Source organism: Desulfosediminicola sp. (assembly GCF_048381775.1).
In the GTDB taxonomy this organism is placed as follows: domain Bacteria; phylum Desulfobacterota; class Desulfobulbia; order Desulfobulbales; family Desulfocapsaceae; genus Desulfopila; species Desulfopila ganghwensis.
Map to the genome: position 1 here is coordinate 42,908 of NZ_JBLXGE010000007.1, position 17,375 is coordinate 60,282.

Consider the following 17,375-nt stretch of genomic DNA (forward strand, 5'->3'; position numbering starts at 1 on the left):
CGACCTCTTTGAATTTCGCATTCCCTGGCTGGCAGTCCATGCCTGCCAGGGAAACTCTCCCCCACTGTGATAATCTGTCTCTCTAATTAGGATTTATTGTTTTCTTGCCATATAATTTATACCAGCAGTAACGGAATTCAGACATTAACACCTGTCTCCTGGAGGGATCATGCAATTATCGTTTTCGAGGTGTGCTCTGCCTGCACATCAGCTCATCGTTGCAACTTTCGTTATCTTCGCCATTATCCTCTTCCAGCCGCTCTTGTCAGATGCCTGGTATAGTATCGCCCAGGAAACTCCGCAAAATGCACCTTCATCGGAAGCAGATATTCATACCTTACTATCCGGACTCAGCGATGAACAGGTTCGCCGTCTGCTCATTGATGAACTAAAAAAAGACAGTACTGCCCTGGAAAGCTCTGCCGACACAACCGGACCTGACATATTCCTGGGCAAAATTCTGTATAGCTTAAGTTCCCAATCCGACACATCTGAGCAACACGTACGTCAACTTTTCAGCCATATTCCCCAGGTAATCCCTGACCTGAAAAAAGCCTTTATCAAACTTTGTCCATACGGCACCCACACTGGTGCCCTCAAAAACTTTCTGTGGGTACTTTTTTTCATAGGTATCGGCCTGCTTACAGAACTCGTCTTCAATCGCATAGTTTTATGGAAACTCTTCAACAAAAGGGCTGAATTTCAAGAGAACCAGAGTGCCTCTGAAAAAATTGTTTCCGCGATTATCAACGAAGTTCCGACGCTGCTCTCACTATTTATCTTCTCCGTTGCCGCGTATTTTTCCTATCTTGCCTTTATCTGGACTGATTCTCCTCTTGTCCAGCTCTTATTTCTGGCAGTTCTACTGTCAATCATCATGATCCGTTTGGTTGCCATTGTTTCGAGACTCATATTCTCCCCTTCATCTGAACATCTGCGTATTGTACCTTTAGATTGTAAAATAGCAGGTTCGATGCACCGGCTTTTCAGCGGGGCTGCAGCCTATCTTACCCTGGGGGTGATGCTTGCTGTCACGCTCAAGCGACTGGGAGCGCATAGCACCACCATTGCATTGATCATGCTGGTCCTTGCCTCAATATTGTTGATCGCCGCTGCGGTTGCGGTCCTGATCTTTAAGAACAGGGTTAGAGAGCAGATCATTGCAGGCTCAACGGCGAGTGGTGATTCAATCAGCTGGGGACGCCAGCAGTTTGCCTCAATGTGGCACCTGCTGGCTCTGGCATATTTATTTGTCCTCTGGTTGCTGCTTTTCAACGATTTGATAGATCCCACTCACCGCAGTAAGGGCGCGTTCATTCTCAGTTTTTTTGTTGTCCCAATCTGGATGTTGAGTGACAAGCTCCTGCAGTGGATCGTCCTCTACGCGGTCGATACACTAAAAATCCACCAGGAACATTACGACCAGGAAGAGGATGTGGATGACGAGGAACTGGAAAAACGTGAAAAGGGCAAAAAATCCTACCTGAGAGCACTGGCGATTTCCAGGGTCGGTCTTGTTGGTACGCTGGCAATCTGGGTCGCCACCCTCTGGAATATTAAAATACCCATTTTTTCCAACCTCTCCTCAGTGGTATTCGATGCACTGATCGTGATGACTCTGGCCCTGATGTTCTGGAAATTTATCAGCAACTGGATTGAACGAAAAATCCAGGAGTCGATCCCGGAGGAGGACGAAAAAAACGAGGAAGAGCAGGATGAGTGGGGCTCAGCTTCTGCCCGCGGCCGCTCATATACCCTGTTGCCGATGATTCGCAGGTTTCTCGGTACAGTACTTATGGTGATGGTGACCATGACAATCCTTTCATCCACAGGTGTGGACATTGGCCCGTTACTGGCTGGTGCCGGTGTTGTCGGTCTGGCCGTCGGCTTTGGTGCACAAAAACTCGTTGCCGATATGTTCTCAGGCTTTTTCTATCTATTGGACGACGCCTTTCGGGTTGGAGAATATGTGGAAGCTGGTGGTATTTCAGGTACTGTTGAAAATATCAGCCTGCGCAACGTGATGTTGAGACACCATCGCGGCATGTTGCAGATTGTCCCCCACAGTGAACTCGGGGCAATAACCAACTACATGCGCGGCGGGATTGTCGTTAAATTTAACCTTGATTTCCCCTATGATGCCGATATCGACCAGATCCGAAAAGTTATAAAGAAAGTGGGTCAGGCTATGCTCCAGGAAGAGGAGTTTGCCGAAGATTTCATTCGTCCTGTGAAATCCCAGGGCGTGCGTGAAATCAGCAACTCCGTAATGACTATCAGAGTGAAATTCACCGCTAAACCCGGTGCTCACTTTATCATCCGCCGGGAAGCGTATAAACGGATTACCGAAGCGTTACGCGCAAAAGGTATCCATTACGCCCATAAAAAAGTCATTGTGGATATTCCGCAATCAAGCGGTGAAGAGGATGATAGCGAACAACTCGCCAAAGCTGCCGGTGCCGCCACCAGACAAATCATGGATGAGGAAAGCAAGGTGGCAGGCGCCCCCAAGACAGAATCACCTGCTTTCGATCGATAATTCAGCTCAAGCACCTTCAGGCCAGATTGCAATGGCTTGTCACTGCAACCACTTTATCATCTGCTTCCCCCCATCTTCTACCTGAACAGGTGAGGAGGCGGAGGCGTGGCAGATGGGCAATTGATCACTTCCAGGAAAAAAACATATGCCTTTGTCAGGGGAAACTTCTTGATCTTTAAGCTGTTACTCCTAACTCATCCCCCTTCACGCCTCACTTCAAGAAGCTGTGTTTTAGTGGTAATCGGACAGTACTAAACAGATTATTTGTCAAACTTGATACGGATCTCTATCTCGTTAATTTTATCCACGAGTTTCAGTGAAGTGACAAAGCCGTGAACTGTGGCGGCCAGCGCCTCCTGGACAAACCCCTTTATCGGCACTTTGTTGCCATTTACCAGAAGCGCGGTTTTATCCAGTACCCTTCCCTGCCCCGACAGCAACCGTTTCTCTATAAACTGCGCAATCTCGAGGCTTTCATTCAATCGAAAAATATAGTCGCCGCCAATATCCGCAATATCAGTAGCCACGGCAATTACCCCATGAACTTCATTACGCAACATCTGCTCCGGATTCCTGGCCACCTCTATCTTAGGAATTTTTCTGGCCGCCTTGAAGCCCTCGCCAATAACAATATCAGCATCCGGAAAATAACGATGTGCCAGGGTGCGTAATGACAGGTCCCGATTGACAGTCTGCAGCACCATCTGGTCGGGTCCGACAAACATTACACTGTCTGCTCCGGCTTCTTTATAGATCGAGGTATCCGTGCCTTCACAATCAAACTGAACCCCAGGCTCACAACTCGACTTTATTACCGCGACCCTGTAACCCATTTCCCGGAGATGACGTACGACCTTACTAACCAGCACACTTTTATCGCTATCGTGCCACCCTATGAATGTTACTATCGCCGACATATCCTGATCCCTGAAACTAACGTTTTTATCTTAAATTTTAGTAAATTGTGGTACTCGAGCAGTACAAGAAGCACGACGCATATTACACAACTTTTTCGCTTTCTGATACGTATACTCAATAAATGACTCCTGCCAACAGCAACGGAGTATCCTTTTAAACTATAACCGATGCGGATATCATAATAAGACAATAACAGAACGTTCAGAAAAGTTTTGCGGTGAGCCTGCCCATGCATTAAGCTGCAATACATCGTGAAAGCACGCCTCAATTTTATTAACCATCTATGTTTTCGCTCTTAATCACGATAGCCAGATATTGCACTTTGAGGACATAGACCCTTTTCACCTATCCCGCTGTCGTTCTGGAGGGGGCTCAATGATACGATACGTTGCTTTTGTTCTACTATTTACCCTTACCATCCTGCCTGTTTGTTCGGGAGTTGCCGCTGAATCCGTTAGTGGCGAGCAACTGCCGCCGGTTACGCTTGCCATACCTGAAGATGCGGATTACAGAAGCTACCTTGGCCTAAACGGTCAACCCGGTGAATCTTTTGATCTGAAAAATATTGAGGCGGATGTACTGCTTATACAGTTTTTCAGCATGTACTGTCCGTTCTGTCAAGAAGAAGCTCCCCTGATAAATGAGCTGTTTCAAACAATCCTGGATTTCTCATCTGATGATTTCAGTGTTAAGATGATAGGTATCGGAACCAACAATACCAATTTCGAGGTAGGTCATTATCGCAGCACATACGATATTCAGTTCCCGGTATTCCCAGACCTGGATATGCAGAGCTATAATGCGCTTGGGGGGAAAGGAACACCAAGTTTCATCGCCTGCAGAAAGACAGATGACTCAGAGTGTACAATCATCCTGAGGCAGTCAGGCGGATTCAACACTGTCGAAGAGTTTTTCAACCAGCTACTGCGTAAAAGTGGCTACAGATGATCCGGAGGAGCCATGGTTCTACCGAGCCCCGCGAAACTCCTGCAGGTAATTATAAATATTATCTCGCTGGTGCTGTTTTCCAGCTTGATCCAGGCAAAGCCTTTCACTGATTATGGTTATGATCCCGGGGTACTGAAACCTGTCGACAGTACCTTGAAAGTCTCACCTGGGGAACCCGCTCCGGATTTCACCCTCACCGCCATTGATGGCAAACAAGTCCGCCTCAGCCAATTCAAGAACCAGAGAAACGTTGTCCTCTCATTTGTGCCGTCGGCGTGGACCCCGATCTGCTCGGGACAATGGCCCGGCTACAACATTTCACGGATTTTCTTCGAGCAGTATGACGCTATCCTGCTCGGTATCACCGTCGACAATATCCCCACGCTCTACAGCTGGACCCGACAGATGGGTGAACTCTGGTTCGATGTACTGTCTGATTTCTGGCCCCATGGTGAAGTTGCCGGTAAATATGGCCTGCTGCGTTCAGACGGCACAGCAGAACGGGCCCTGGTATTTATTGACAAAAGCGGCATCATCAGCGCCATCCATGTCTCTGACATCAATGTTCGCCCACCTCTGGAAATGATCGTCACTGAGCTTTCAAAATTCAATACCAGATAAGCGGCGCTCTCTATTCTGCTTTTTTCAAGACAAAAAAAAGAGCGTGCCTTCTCGATGAAGAAGGATCACACTCTTTTCTCATATTCCCTGCCTGTCTTGGGACTTGCTCAGCCCAACAAGACTACGCAGCCCAAAATATTAATACTTGTACAGACTGTGCAGAATATCGACCTCGTCCTTTGGCTTGTAACCGGTCTTCATGGACTCGAGAGAGCCAGCGATTGCGAAGACAGACATATAGCAATGGGTAAGGTAAAAAGCCACGATGCCTACACCGAGTACGTTATGTACCATAGCGAAAATACGCACCATATCTACACTGGCACCCATACCCCAGATAATATAACCGGTGTATGCCATAATACCGCCGCCTAAAGTGGCGAACCAGAAATACATTTTCTGGCCTGCATTGAACTTCGCAGCAGGAACCGGCTTTTTCGCTTTGCTCAGGTAGCCGCCGAGAATAAACATCCATTTGATGTCATGCAGTTGCGGCAGCATTTCCTTGAACCACATGATAAACATCAACAGACCCGGAAGCGCAAAAACGATCGCGGAAATGAGGTGAATATAACGAGCAGTCCGGATAACGACTCCACCACCAAAGAATGATCCGAAAATGATCATCAAGCCGGTAATGACCAGCAGTGAAAAGGAAATCGCTGCAACAAAGTGAACGATACGGGCAAACAGACTGAAAAAATAGATCTGCTCACCATGGTGATCAAAGTGCTTTGCACCAATGATCAGGTAATGCAACAAAAATACCGCAGGTACAGCTGTGATGACTACAAGAAAAATCTTGCTGAACCACTCACCCTGCAGCATCGTGAAAAGTTGACCATATTCCTGCCAGTTACCGCCGGTTATATTGGCGATCAACTGTGCGAAATAATCGGCTGAAGAACCGCCTGCTAGCCCTGCGGCCTGCAGATCCTGAGCTACAGCTGTTCCCAAGCTGCCTGCCACAAGTATTATTCCAAGCAGAAACACAGATGCGCACAACTTCTGCATAGTATGCTCCTGTTTAAGCAAAATTATAAACTGACCATCCCCGAGAAAATGGAGATGGTCAGTCGTTAACGACCAGCGATCCGCAAACAGGATTACTTGCCCTTGTATGCTTTATTCCAGCCCCAGGCGTTCACGCCTGAACCACGCTGAAATACACGCTCTCTGTAAACGTCGGCTACAACATCCGCGTCACCTGCGAGCAATGCCTTGGTAGCACACATGCCTGCACACAGAGGTACTTTGCCCTCAGCGATACGGTTCTGGCCATAGAGATGTTTCTCCTCAGCAGAGAAGGTCTCTTCAGGGCCACCGGCACAGAAAGTACACTTGTCCATGGCACCACGCGCGCCGAACACCTGTCCCTTAGGGAACTGCGGGGCGCCGAACGGGCAGGCCATGAAGCAGTAACCACAACCGATACAGGTCTTCTTGTCCACCAGAACAATTCCATCCTCACGCTGGTAAATTGCATTTACCGGGCAAACTGCCTTGCATGGTGAATCTGCACAGTGCATGCAGGAAACTGAAATGGACTTCTCGCCAGGCTTACCCTGATCAAGGGTAATCACCCGACGACGGTTTACACCGACAGGAATATGATTTCCTTCCTTACAGGCGACAACGCAGCCACTACAATCGATACAACGCTCTGTATCACATAAGAATTTTACTCTAGCCATGTCATTTCCTCCTCATCAGGCCTTAGTGACTTTACACAGTCCATCTTTAGTGGCCTGAATCTGTGTGACAATGTCGTATCCGTAGTTAGTTACCACGTTACCAGGCTCACCAACAACAAACGGTGCGTGCCCTTCTGGATACTTATCAACCAGAGATTCGCCCATCAGCACACCGGCAAAATGGTACGGCAGGAAGATGGTTTTATCATCAACCCTCTCGGTGAGGAACGCTTTGACCTTGATCTTGCCGCCTTCCGGAGACTCGATCCAGACCATTTCACCATCCCGGAAACCGAGGTTATTGGCCAGACGCGGATTGATCTCTGCGTACATATCAGGCTGAAGCTCAGCAAGATACTGGTTGCTTCTGGTCTCAGCGCCTGCACCCATATGCTCGACCATACGACCGGTTGTAATAACGTACGGGAATTCCTTAACAAGCTCAGGATTCTGTTCGCTCTTGAAACGGGTATCGATACGGTAATGAGCTTTCTTGTCCTCGTATGTCGGGAATTTCTCAATCAGATCCGGACGTGGAGTATGCAGCGGCTCACGATGAATCGGCACCTGATCAGGGAAGTTCCATACCACACAACGGGCACGGGCGTTACCGAACGGTGCCATACCTTTAGCGATAGCAACTTTCAGGGTTTTCTGGGAAAGATCTGTCTTCCAGTTGGTTCCGGGAACAACGTCCTTGAACTCTGGGTAACCACCCTTAACCTCTGAACCTGGATTGTATACGCCTTCTGCAGCCAGCTGGTTCTCGGTACGACCCGATGCATCGTAGGTCTTCTCGACACCAAAGCGGTTTCTGAATGGCAGACCACCTTTGGCGACAGGTTTGGAGACATCATAGAGAATCGGGGTACCTGGATGCTCGTCGGTCCAACATGGCCAAGGCATACCGTAGTACTCACCATCACACGGTCCACCATTTGCCTGCAGGGTATCAATGTCGAAGGTATGCCAGTTGGCCATATGCTTCTTGATACGCTCAGGGGTCTGGCCGTTGTAACCAATGGTCAGACAACCACCACCAAGCTCACGGGTGATATCTTCAGGAGACTGCTTGATATTCGCGTAAAACTCATTGGCAAAACCGAGCTTGTTAACGAAGAGCTCCATGATCTGGTAATCATCTTTTGAGTCATATACCGGATCAACAACCTTGTAGCGCCACTGGATCTGACGGGAAGTTGAGGTGACACTACCGGAGGTCTCGTACTGCGAGGCAGACGGCAACAGATAGATATTGTCAGAATCACAGGCAGCGGCTGCCATGGTTGGGAATGGATCAACAATCACCAGCAGATCGAGTTTATTGTATGCATCAACGACCTTGTGATACTGGGAGTTGGAATTTGCACCACAACCCCACTGGATCATTGCCTTGATAGGTGTGTACTGATGGATCTGATCCACATCTTCCACGCCTTCAACACCAGAGTACCAGCGAGACAGGGTAAAGCCCGGCTTGTGCATCCACTCTTTATCCTTAAAGCGGGATACCATCCAGTCAAACTCAACACCCCATACACGGCACCAGTGTTTCCAGGCACCCTCGGAGAGGCCGTAGTAGCCAGGCAGAGAGTGGGAAAGGATACACATATCTGTGGAACCCTGAACATTGTCATGGCCACGGAAGATGTTGGTACCACCACCGGATTTACCCATGTTGCCGAGTACGAGCTGCAGCAGACAGAAGGTACGGGTGATGGAAGAACCGATGGAGTGCTGAGTACCACCCATACACCAGGTAAGTGATGTCGGACGATTCTCGGCGAGGGTTCGTGCTACGTGATGAATCTGATCAACAGGGATACCTGTTACATCCGAAACAATCTCTGGAGTATAGTTCTTGACGACTTCGAGCATTTCCTCGTAACCGGCAACGCGGGTACGGATAAACTCTTTGTCTTCCCAGCCATTGGCCACGATCACGTTAATGAGACCGAGCATGAAGGCTGCATCGGTACCAGGACGGATCTGGCAAAAGTCTGATGCCTTTGCGGCAAGTTTCGATCTGCGCGGGTCAACCACGATGATCGGCGCATTGTTCTTCTCTTTCGCATGCAGAATGTGCTGCATGGATACCGGATGCGCCTCCGGTGGATTTGAGCCGATGAATATGAAACTCTTCGCGTGTCTCATATCGTTCAGGCTGTTGGTCATTGCTCCGTAACCCCATGTATTGGCGACACCTGCCACCGTTGCGGAGTGTCAGATTCGGGCCTGGTGGTCGACGTTATTCGTCCCCCAGAAGGCTGCGAATTTACGGTGCTGGTATGCCATCTCGGTAGAGACCTTGGCACTACCGTTGAAGTGCAGTGCATCGGGACCATCATTCTCACGAATTTTGAGCAGCTTATCGCCGATCTCATTCATCGCCTGATCCCAACTGATGGTGGTCCACTTGCCGCCCACTTTTTTCATTGGGCTCTTGAGACGTTTCGGGCTGGTAACCATATCAATGGCACCGGCACCCTTACAACAGTGTGCACCACGGGAGACAGGATGATCAGCAGCGATATCCTGGCGTACCCAAACACCGTTTTGTACCTCAGCTTCAATACCACAACCAACAGAACAGTAGGTACAAATAGTCTGTACCTTCTTGGAACCTTCGTACTGGGCGGTCTTGCCTGCAGCATGCGCCTTACGGGTCATCTTGCTGGTCATTGACACGCCGGTCAGAGCCGCAGTTGCAGCAGAGATCTTCAGAAAAGATCGCCTCGCAACTTTCGGGTTCAAAGTCACCCTGCGACCAGTGCTGACCACACTGTCGCCTGAGGACTTCCTCAGTTTCATTCTGGCCATTTTTTGTTCTCCTTAAATGTCCTAACTTCGTTTCAAGCAGTTCACTTTCGTCTGCCGAACTGCTAAAACTCCCTGGCTATTATGAGCGCAACGTTTTGTAATACTTGTCGAAGTCTGCACTTTTGGTGTACAGCACTTCTTTGGAATCAACCCGGGCTTCAACCTGTTTGGCTTTGGCTGGCTTGATCGCGGCCGCTGCTCCCACAACCACAGCGCCGCCCGCCAGGATGTGTTTGAGGAATGAACGCCGCTTGTCCTGTTCCTGTTTCATAATTTTCCCTCCTTTGAGTTCGGGATGTTAAAGGTACCTTGCCTCCGCCAATTACCGGCAGAAGCGTGTTTTATGCCTGCGAAACATCTACCAGGCTTTTCTCAAGATCGAGGTAGCCGCATAACAGGCGGCAACACGATCTATAGAACTGAGCTGCTTCAACACCGTTGACCGCTTCACTAAACTCTTTGCTGAAAGGCACAAGGTAATTGGTCAGCAGCCGTCCCTGCAGCTGGCGGATAGAATCGCTGTCACTGTTTTTTTCTTCCTCGATGAGTCGGGCGAAGATGTCGAGCAACATCGGCAGAGAATCTTCACTGTCTACCACACCTTCTTCACGTTGGAGCTTGGCCTCGGCCAAAAGCTCTCTGAGCTCCACCAGGCTTTCACCGAAACTCCGGCCATCGAGATAATAGGATGCGAGAGTGTTTACCTGGGACTTTGAAAAAGGGTTGGTAAATAACTCATAATATTCATTCTGAATGTCTGTGAGACTCATCCCGTTGACGCGCTCGTTGAGTTCGCGTACAGCGTTGTCAAACAGTGGGCTCACCTGCTCCCTGGCAAGAGCTGAGAACGTTCCACGCCAACGGCTCATGCATTCAGAGTCAGGTTCAGACTGATAAAAAGATTTCAGGAGATCCACAAAGAGCAGCCTCACCCGAAAGATTTCCCTGTTATTGGTTTCCATACTTATTCACCTTCGAAGAGATTGATAACTCTACAATCTTCACAGTATTCAAAATGGCTGGTATCGACCGACTCTTTGCTGGCAAGTATGCCCATCACCTTTTCAAATGTTTTCTTGCTGCCAAACACCTTGCCACAACGCTTACACTTCATAGGCTCGGCCTCGGCGATGGTCTGGGGTTCAAACCAGGTATCGTCCAGGGTAGCGCCCGGAGTGAGGCTCAGCACCTTTTCCGGACAGACCCGCACACAACCACCACAGCCTACACAGAGCGCTCCTTTAGAACGCAGAACCAACTGATCTTCATTGGTGGAAAGTGCCTGGATACGGCACATATTCAGACAGGCAAAACACTGGGTGCATCCTTCAGCGTTGCATGACACTGTCGCAAAAGGAAGCTGCGGATGCCCCTTGATACGAGCCTGACGACCGCTCTTTTCGGTAAGGTATTGAAGGATAACCGCCAGGTTTTCACGACGGTTGCCGGTAAGAGGTGCAGTAAAGTTCTCTGCAAGGGGATACTGAGCTGCCGCAAACTGTTTGCCGGTAAAATCGGAAACATTAGAGATCACGACAGGTTCAGATACCTCGCAGTAGGTATTGATAAGCGAGGTTGCGAGAGTAGCCTGCCGCTTGAGGTCTTCAAAATGGGCCTGGTCTTCGTCTACCAACAGCACGATCCTGCCCGCCCCGAGAACATAGAGGGCAAGGAGGTGGAACAGCGAAAGCGCCCTCACCTCATCATGACAAATATAGAGACTGTTCCCCTCAATCGCGGAACCACGCTGCCACCAGAGTTTATGTAAAGCTTTCTCACTGCCAAGCACAACTGTGCAACCAGCCTCAAGCCCTACTGTCTGCAGGTAATTAATAAACGACTCATCGGTGAACCGCTGATACTGCATGGCTCCGGTCGGGCACGTTGCTATACAACCACCACACTCTTCGCACTTCAGGCTATCAACCTTAATGCCGTTACCGGTAGCTTGTATCGCACCGTGGGGACAACTCCCGATACACATGCCACAGCCATAACCGAGCTTACCACTGTATTGACAGATAGACGTGTCGCAGGTGACAACCTCATCTACCTGGCAGGAGTACTGGGTAGCCCAGAACTTCTCCAATTCCTGCTCTGTATAAATCCCGGCATAATTTTCAGGCAGGTCCACCTCAGTGCCATCTATAATCAGGATTGCCGGGATTCGCATCACACGACGCTCAGCGCCGTAAACGTCGAGGGCATCATGCGGGCAAGCCTTTTCGCACTCTTTGCAAAAAGTGCACAGGGAGTAATCTATGAAAAGTTGCTCATCAAGACAGGACTCGGGGCATGCCTGACCACAGGCACCGCAGTAGGTACAGCGACCGCTGTTCACCGGCACCCGCACCGAGTATTCAATGCTAAAACCATCTGCATCACGTGAAAGCGCTATTTCTGTAGCGGTGGGAATCTCAGGATCAAAGCCTTTCAGTAGAATCGGCTCTACTTCCAGGACTCCACCATAGGTATCCGCAAACTTTTTGATGGCTGCCACATCTGAACCAATCACACATAAACGTGGATCATGGTCGACGCTAAAGCTCCTGTAATTGACTGCTCTCAGCTTATCAAGCTCTGCCTGACCTATGCGGGAAAGCAGTTCTTCATCATGTCTCGCAAGATCAGCATTTATCTGTAATGTCGGCGACAGGGGGAAGCCCATGTTGGGAGTCACTGCAGGAAAGCCGCTGGCCAGAAGAATTGATTCCAGGCTATCAACTTCAAATGGTTGTCCAGGGCGGAGGTTGACTTCGGAACGCAGAAGTTCTGGTTGTGATCCACTCCGTTGGGTGAACAAATACATGGAAAAATTATCACTCATACGCTTTTCAAGACCCTTTTATGGTCGCTGACGCAGGCTTCCCCCTGCTGCCAACTTCTCTCGTAAAACCAAACAGTCAGGCAAAAACCACACCCAACCTGCTGGATTTTAATGAACAAACCGGTGTGGAAAGCACCGTTTGCACACCTGAATACTCAGTTTTGCGAGTGAGTATAAGGGAGTTAGCTCATTCTTGGTATCAGCCACTCCCCTTTTCTTGCGTAGGGATAATATTGAAAGGGCTGTAGGTTATTTGCCTACAAGTTTGGTATCCGACTGGATAGTGTGAGATTTTTCGGTCCAGAGAACGGCCCGACGGGTGAGTTCTGCAGCATTCTTTATGAAGAGTTTCTGTTTAATTCTATCGCGGTAAGTACCTATGGTTTTCACACCGAGGTTCATGCGTTCAGCAATCTCCCTGGTCGACAGACCGGTGCCGATCAAGCGAAAAACCTCCAGTTCCCTGTCGGTAAGAACTTCTTCGGTAGGCGCCCCTTGCGTTGCCGGGTTGACATGAAGCTTATCCAGCAGGATGGCCATCATGTTGGCACTGACATGGATGCGGCCGCTGGAAATATTCCGTAGTGCGGAGATGACTGACTCGGAGGCCTCTTTTTTCATGATATAGCCTTTAGCCCCGGCACGAATTGCCCTCTCTGCCCAGACAGACTCATCATGCATGGAGAGCACGAGTACAGGAATAGGCCGGTCACTGGCAGTAATTTCCTTCACCAGGTCCAGACCGTTTTCTTTCGCCAGGGTTATGTCAATAATTGCCATATCCGGTTCATGCTCGCACAAAGCTTTCCGAGCCTCACCAATATCTTCCGCCACTGCACAGACAGAAAAATCTTTTTCCTGGTTCAGCAGCTCTGCCATTCCCATTCTGAATATCGGGTGATCGTCGACTATCAGTATTTTGGACATTAACTGTGTACCTCTCCGGAAATTGATATAATTGTTCCACCCTGCAAATCAGACTTGATGTTCAATTCAGCACCAATAGCCTTGGCCCGGTACTGCATGGTATGACAGCCAAGCCCTTTTCTTGTGCTCGAAACATCGAAACCGCTACCGTCATCTACGATACGCACTGTGAAGTTATCCGACCATGTTCGCATGAAAATTCCTATATTATCAGGTCGTCCATGACGAGCTGCGTTAAAAACCGCTTCCCGGATAATATAATAAACATGGGTCGCCACCGCATTATCAACCCACTCACGACCACCTTCAAACGAATAGGTACACTGCACCCGGAAGAGATTTTCCACTTCATTTACCAACTCTTCAACCGCTGCCTCCAGTCCATGCTCAATAACATGGGCAGGATAGAGCCCCTGAGCCAGCCTTCGTGTCTTTTCAATCGCATCCCTGATCAAGCCGCGAATTGAACCCATCTGCTCTGCCTTTTCAGGGTCATCCTGCTCCAGCTTCTGCTGCAGTACCTTGCTGAGCAGTTCGATGCCGGTGAGATGGGAACCGAGATCGTCATGCAGATCACGGCCGATGTTCGATCGTTCTTCCTCGCTGACCGCAATAATCTGCCGCTCAAGCCTCGCCATTTCTTCCTCTGAGCAGGTCTTCAAAACATGGAGCCACATTCCTTCAAGCAGCATTTTCACCTGGCGAACGTCGCTGTTGTCATACTTTGTACTGTTATTGCAGACACCGGCAATCATGACAATCTTGCCATCACTATGGACTGGGATGTCCATGTGCCGATTGATCTCCCGCAGGTATGGAAAAATATCATCTTCTTTATTACACGTTGCATAATCGTTGCAGATAACTTCTCCACCATACATCACTGCCGCTCCGGCAAGACCGGCCTTGAAGGTCGATCTTGATATGCTCATGTCCTGCTCACGAAGTTTGATATCCCGCTCTTCAGCCACAGCCAGGGAGCAGAGGGTAATATGGGTATGGGTTGAGTTTACCATCGCCAGGTAGCCCTCTTCACTACGGGTTATCTGCACTATTCTTCTCAAGACAAAGTCATATTTCTCCTGCAGGGAATGATTCTCCATCATCCCCAGCCGGAGGAGTGTATCAAGTCGCAACTCATCCCGGCGAAGCAGCAATTCTTTCTGAATCCGATCGTCGACCATACGGTTGGCGAGTATTCGCAAATCCTCAAACTCTGCAAATGCAAGGTCGGTATTTCTGATTTTTTTCTTGGAAACAGCAGCCTGGCGAAGGAAGTTCGTAAAAAGGTCTATGCCATATTTAATCTTCAGCGAATACACATAGGAGGTGAGCAGCAGCATGGAGACCGCCACAATAAAGAGTATAATAAAAGCGGAGACATTCTTGAAGGCAATATCACGGTACGACTTGGTCTCAAACGCAATGGCATCCTCCATCTCTTCCATGGACATGGTTGCCCCGAACACCCAGCCCCAGTCCTGGTATGGATTGACATAAATCAGATTCAGATGGGCATCACCTTCCTGTGACTCCTCGCTGAAACGAACATACTCACCAGCTGCATTTTTTGCTGCGTGTAACAGCATCGCGCCGTAATGAACCCCTTTGGCATCGATAAAATCTTCAACAGAGCGACCTATCAGTCGTTCATCCTGACTGCATATAATGGTGCCATCCTGACGGAAACCAAATACCTCGCCATTTTCGGCAAAATCCATACTGCGTACGCGGGAGAGAATGTCCTGCTGCAGGCTTTTCTCAGCCGCCATGGTATAAACACCGGCTCCAATAAACCAGTCAAACGGCTCGAAATACTTGATAAAAGCCACTTTTGAGAAATACGTCTCTGAAAACTCGGGCTTTACCAGTTTATAACTGTATACACCGGCACCTTTGTCCCTGACCATGGCAGAAATATCACCAACCACATCCCTGCCTACAGTTTGCTGGATCTCTCTACCGCTTTTGCCCTCAAACCATGGGTCGTCGGCAAAAAGGTCAATCCTGGATTCATTGACACTGCCGGCAAAATAATAGCCATTGCCATTATTCCAGCGAATTGGACGCAACACCTCGGCAACCATGGAGCGAAGCTCTTCAACGCTCTTTTCATCTTTGTATAAACTGTAAACATGTGAGGCAATGGTATAGGCAGCCTGAACTTTGTCACGCATCTCGTCTTCCATGCGCAGATCGGTCTGCTTTCGTTTGTACTCGATAAAATCTATGACCTTGGCATGCTCTTCCTTAACCCTGCGCTCATAACGATCTTTATAGTTTTTACGGATACTTTCAATGGACTCCTGATATGCCTGGTACTCGTTCACCATCCAGAAAATCCCGATAAACAGCGTCATACCAAAAACAACCAGAACTGAAGCGTAAAGGGGTGCAGCAGAAATGGATATGCGTTTGGCTCCGGGACCAGGCGTCAGCAAACCACTCAACATTTCCTTGAACTGTTCGAGATGATCGCGCTTATTACTTATCCGGGTCATGTATTACCTCTATTTCCGGGTAAATACTGGTGAGGTAAATCTCATCCGAGCCCTGGTGGTCGTCGGGACCGAACTGCAGGACAACACCTCCCAGATCAAAGCGCCCTACACTGTGCATGGTTTCAATAAATTTTTCGCGGGTCAACGGCTGTGGGACTTCCCTGGCAATCATGGCAAAGAGTTTACCTGCGATATACCCTTCCAGGGAGGTAAAGCTTAACGGTACATCATGCTGGTATTTGCCCATTGCCCGCTCATACTCACGGACCAGGGGCAGTTTGTTATCGGTTGGAAGTGGCACTACCTGAGAAACGATCACGTTTTTGCCGTATCCGCCCAGGGTCTCTTTGAGACTTTCCGTGCCAACAAAACTAATTGAGCCATAAATAAGCTCACCACTATATTTATTTTTGCTGAGCTTGATGAATTCAGCACAGGCTGAGTATGTACCGACCAGCACCACCGCTTCCGGCCTGGCTGCGTGAATCTCCTCAAGGCCGCCGATCACAGCTACGGTGTTACGTTCGTAACTGGCGGTAGAAACCAGTTCCACCCCCCGTCTCTCAAGGGCAAGCTCAAGACCTTTCAAACCGGCATAGCCATAACTGTCATTCTGGTAAAAGCATGCTATCCTCTTGATACCTTTCACATTTACCAGGTAAGATGCGACCCGCTCTATCTCCTGATAATAACTGCCACGAACATTGATCACATATCTGCGGAAGGGAGATCTCAGCAAATCCGCACCACTGAATGGTGCGAAAAATGGTATCTCATACTTTTCAACTAGAGGAATAACAGCTTTGGAGGTCGGAGTGCCCACTTCACCGATCAACATCAGCACGTGATCGGTATTGATAAGCGCCAGGGTATTTCGTATTGCCCGGTCCGGCTCATAGCCATCATCCCTGCTCAATAACCGAATCTCCCGGCCATGGACACCACCTTCCTCATTCACCTTGGAAAAGGCGGCAAGCAACCCACCCCGAAGTTCAAGACCCAGATCCTTGGATGGGCCGGTCAAGGCACAAGACTGCCCAAGCACTATCGGGTATGGTTTCATCTTCCCCTCTGCCCTGACCTCGGTCAGCACACCACTGACCATCACAAAGGACAGCACAACCAGCAAACATGCAAAATATTGATTTTTTTTCATACTACAATCCACACCATACCCGGTCTTCAGCTTCCTGCCGTTCGTCCCCAAAGACGATGAATAAACGTAAAAGAAACACTATCGGCCATACCTGGAAATCTTCAGTGATCCTCTCAACACTCCAGCAAAAAAAGTAGTTAAGATTTCAATGAAAAGCAAGACCATTGATGCTCACCACTCGCAACATAGTCCAATCTGTAATAGCCGGTGCACCAGATAACCGGTTTAACCCTAATATCACATCGGCAGATACCATTGTGGCAATTGACGAATCATAACTACCCGACGATGAGTGCTTTATGACAGATGCAGTTGTGTAATTACACATTGTTCATAAGAAATATGGGTTAACGGTTGAAATAATGCCACACTATCTATATTTTGTAGCTTCTTTGCGTACCATTGCTATAACGAATACACCAGG

Annotated in this window: 13 protein-coding genes; 3 read left to right on the forward strand and 10 right to left on the reverse strand. The window is 48.9% G+C overall.

Annotation, left to right across the window (positions count from 1 at the left end):
- Positions 1-169 precede the first annotated feature (169 nt).
- Positions 170-2,539: a mechanosensitive ion channel domain-containing protein gene (locus ACN5NT_RS12860; protein WP_419175669.1), complete on the forward strand. Its 2,370-nt coding sequence runs from the start codon at positions 170-172 to the stop codon at positions 2,537-2,539.
- A gap of 260 nt (positions 2,540-2,799) precedes the next feature.
- Here ACN5NT_RS12860 and mobB read toward each other — a convergent pair whose 3' ends face one another.
- Positions 2,800-3,456 (reverse strand): molybdopterin-guanine dinucleotide biosynthesis protein B, encoded by a 657-nt coding sequence (gene mobB, locus ACN5NT_RS12865; protein ID WP_136795584.1) that lies wholly within the window; start codon positions 3,454-3,456, stop codon positions 2,800-2,802.
- A gap of 376 nt (positions 3,457-3,832) precedes the next feature.
- Between mobB and ACN5NT_RS12870 the strand changes: the two genes are divergently transcribed.
- A complete protein-coding gene (locus ACN5NT_RS12870) occupies positions 3,833-4,405 on the forward strand; it encodes a TlpA family protein disulfide reductase (protein WP_419175670.1) in 573 nt (190 codons plus the stop codon).
- A 12-nt stretch (positions 4,406-4,417) separates the two neighbouring features.
- The gene (locus ACN5NT_RS12875; protein WP_419175671.1) at positions 4,418-5,026 is read left to right on the forward strand and encodes a redoxin domain-containing protein; all 609 of its coding nucleotides are present in this window, start codon (positions 4,418-4,420) and stop codon (positions 5,024-5,026) included.
- 138 nt (positions 5,027-5,164) lie between these two features.
- On the opposite strand, the gene ACN5NT_RS12880 is transcribed toward ACN5NT_RS12875, so the two are convergent.
- From ACN5NT_RS12880 to ACN5NT_RS12920, 9 genes are all read right to left on the reverse strand, one after another.
- On the reverse strand, positions 5,165-6,040 hold the full coding sequence (locus tag ACN5NT_RS12880; RefSeq protein ID WP_136795587.1) for a formate dehydrogenase subunit gamma: 876 nt from the start codon (positions 6,038-6,040) through the stop codon (positions 5,165-5,167).
- A 92-nt stretch (positions 6,041-6,132) separates the two neighbouring features.
- On the reverse strand, positions 6,133-6,720 hold the full coding sequence (gene fdh3B / locus ACN5NT_RS12885) for a formate dehydrogenase FDH3 subunit beta (RefSeq protein WP_419175672.1): 588 nt from the start codon (positions 6,718-6,720) through the stop codon (positions 6,133-6,135).
- Between the two features lie 15 nt (positions 6,721-6,735).
- Entirely contained in the window at positions 6,736-9,531 is a 2,796-nt protein-coding gene (locus tag ACN5NT_RS12890) for a formate dehydrogenase subunit alpha (RefSeq protein ID WP_419175804.1), read from the reverse strand.
- An 88-nt stretch (positions 9,532-9,619) separates the two neighbouring features.
- Entirely contained in the window at positions 9,620-9,811 is a 192-nt protein-coding gene (locus ACN5NT_RS12895) for a twin-arginine translocation signal domain-containing protein (RefSeq protein WP_136795590.1), read from the reverse strand.
- Positions 9,812-9,881: 70 nt separating this feature from the next.
- Complete coding sequence (locus tag ACN5NT_RS12900) at positions 9,882-10,502, reverse strand: TorD/DmsD family molecular chaperone (protein WP_136795591.1); 621 nt, start codon at positions 10,500-10,502, stop codon at positions 9,882-9,884.
- A 2-nt stretch (positions 10,503-10,504) separates the two neighbouring features.
- Positions 10,505-12,367, reverse strand: coding sequence for a 4Fe-4S dicluster domain-containing protein (locus tag ACN5NT_RS12905; RefSeq protein WP_419175673.1), 1,863 nt, complete (start codon positions 12,365-12,367; stop codon positions 10,505-10,507).
- A 249-nt stretch (positions 12,368-12,616) separates the two neighbouring features.
- On the reverse strand, positions 12,617-13,294 hold the full coding sequence (locus ACN5NT_RS12910; protein ID WP_419175674.1) for a response regulator transcription factor: 678 nt from the start codon (positions 13,292-13,294) through the stop codon (positions 12,617-12,619).
- Positions 13,294-15,795 (reverse strand): cache domain-containing protein, encoded by a 2,502-nt coding sequence (locus tag ACN5NT_RS12915; protein WP_419175675.1) that lies wholly within the window; start codon positions 15,793-15,795, stop codon positions 13,294-13,296. The genes ACN5NT_RS12910 and ACN5NT_RS12915 overlap by 1 nt, the downstream gene beginning before the upstream one ends.
- Entirely contained in the window at positions 15,779-16,951 is a 1,173-nt protein-coding gene (locus ACN5NT_RS12920; protein ID WP_419175676.1) for an ABC transporter substrate-binding protein, read from the reverse strand. Before ACN5NT_RS12920 ends, ACN5NT_RS12915 begins: the two co-directional genes overlap by 17 nt.
- Between the last annotated feature and the right edge of the window lie 424 nt (positions 16,952-17,375).

Coding starts and splice junctions, on each gene's coding strand:
- mobB (WP_136795584.1), bottom strand. CDS start 3,456: ATGTCGGCGATAGTAACATTCATAGGGTGGCACGATAGCGATAAAAGT.
- ACN5NT_RS12910 (WP_419175674.1), bottom strand. CDS start 13,294: ATGTCCAAAATACTGATAGTCGACGATCACCCGATATTCAGAATGGGA.
- ACN5NT_RS12880 (WP_136795587.1), bottom strand. CDS start 6,040: ATGCAGAAGTTGTGCGCATCTGTGTTTCTGCTTGGAATAATACTTGTG.
- ACN5NT_RS12860 (WP_419175669.1), top strand. CDS start 170: ATGCAATTATCGTTTTCGAGGTGTGCTCTGCCTGCACATCAGCTCATC.
- ACN5NT_RS12915 (WP_419175675.1), bottom strand. CDS start 15,795: ATGACCCGGATAAGTAATAAGCGCGATCATCTCGAACAGTTCAAGGAA.
- ACN5NT_RS12905 (WP_419175673.1), bottom strand. CDS start 12,367: ATGAGTGATAATTTTTCCATGTATTTGTTCACCCAACGGAGTGGATCA.
- ACN5NT_RS12870 (WP_419175670.1), top strand. CDS start 3,833: ATGATACGATACGTTGCTTTTGTTCTACTATTTACCCTTACCATCCTG.
- ACN5NT_RS12875 (WP_419175671.1), top strand. CDS start 4,418: ATGGTTCTACCGAGCCCCGCGAAACTCCTGCAGGTAATTATAAATATT.
- fdh3B (WP_419175672.1), bottom strand. CDS start 6,720: ATGGCTAGAGTAAAATTCTTATGTGATACAGAGCGTTGTATCGATTGT.
- ACN5NT_RS12900 (WP_136795591.1), bottom strand. CDS start 10,502: ATGGAAACCAATAACAGGGAAATCTTTCGGGTGAGGCTGCTCTTTGTG.
- ACN5NT_RS12920 (WP_419175676.1), bottom strand. CDS start 16,951: ATGAAAAAAAATCAATATTTTGCATGTTTGCTGGTTGTGCTGTCCTTT.
- ACN5NT_RS12895 (WP_136795590.1), bottom strand. CDS start 9,811: ATGAAACAGGAACAGGACAAGCGGCGTTCATTCCTCAAACACATCCTG.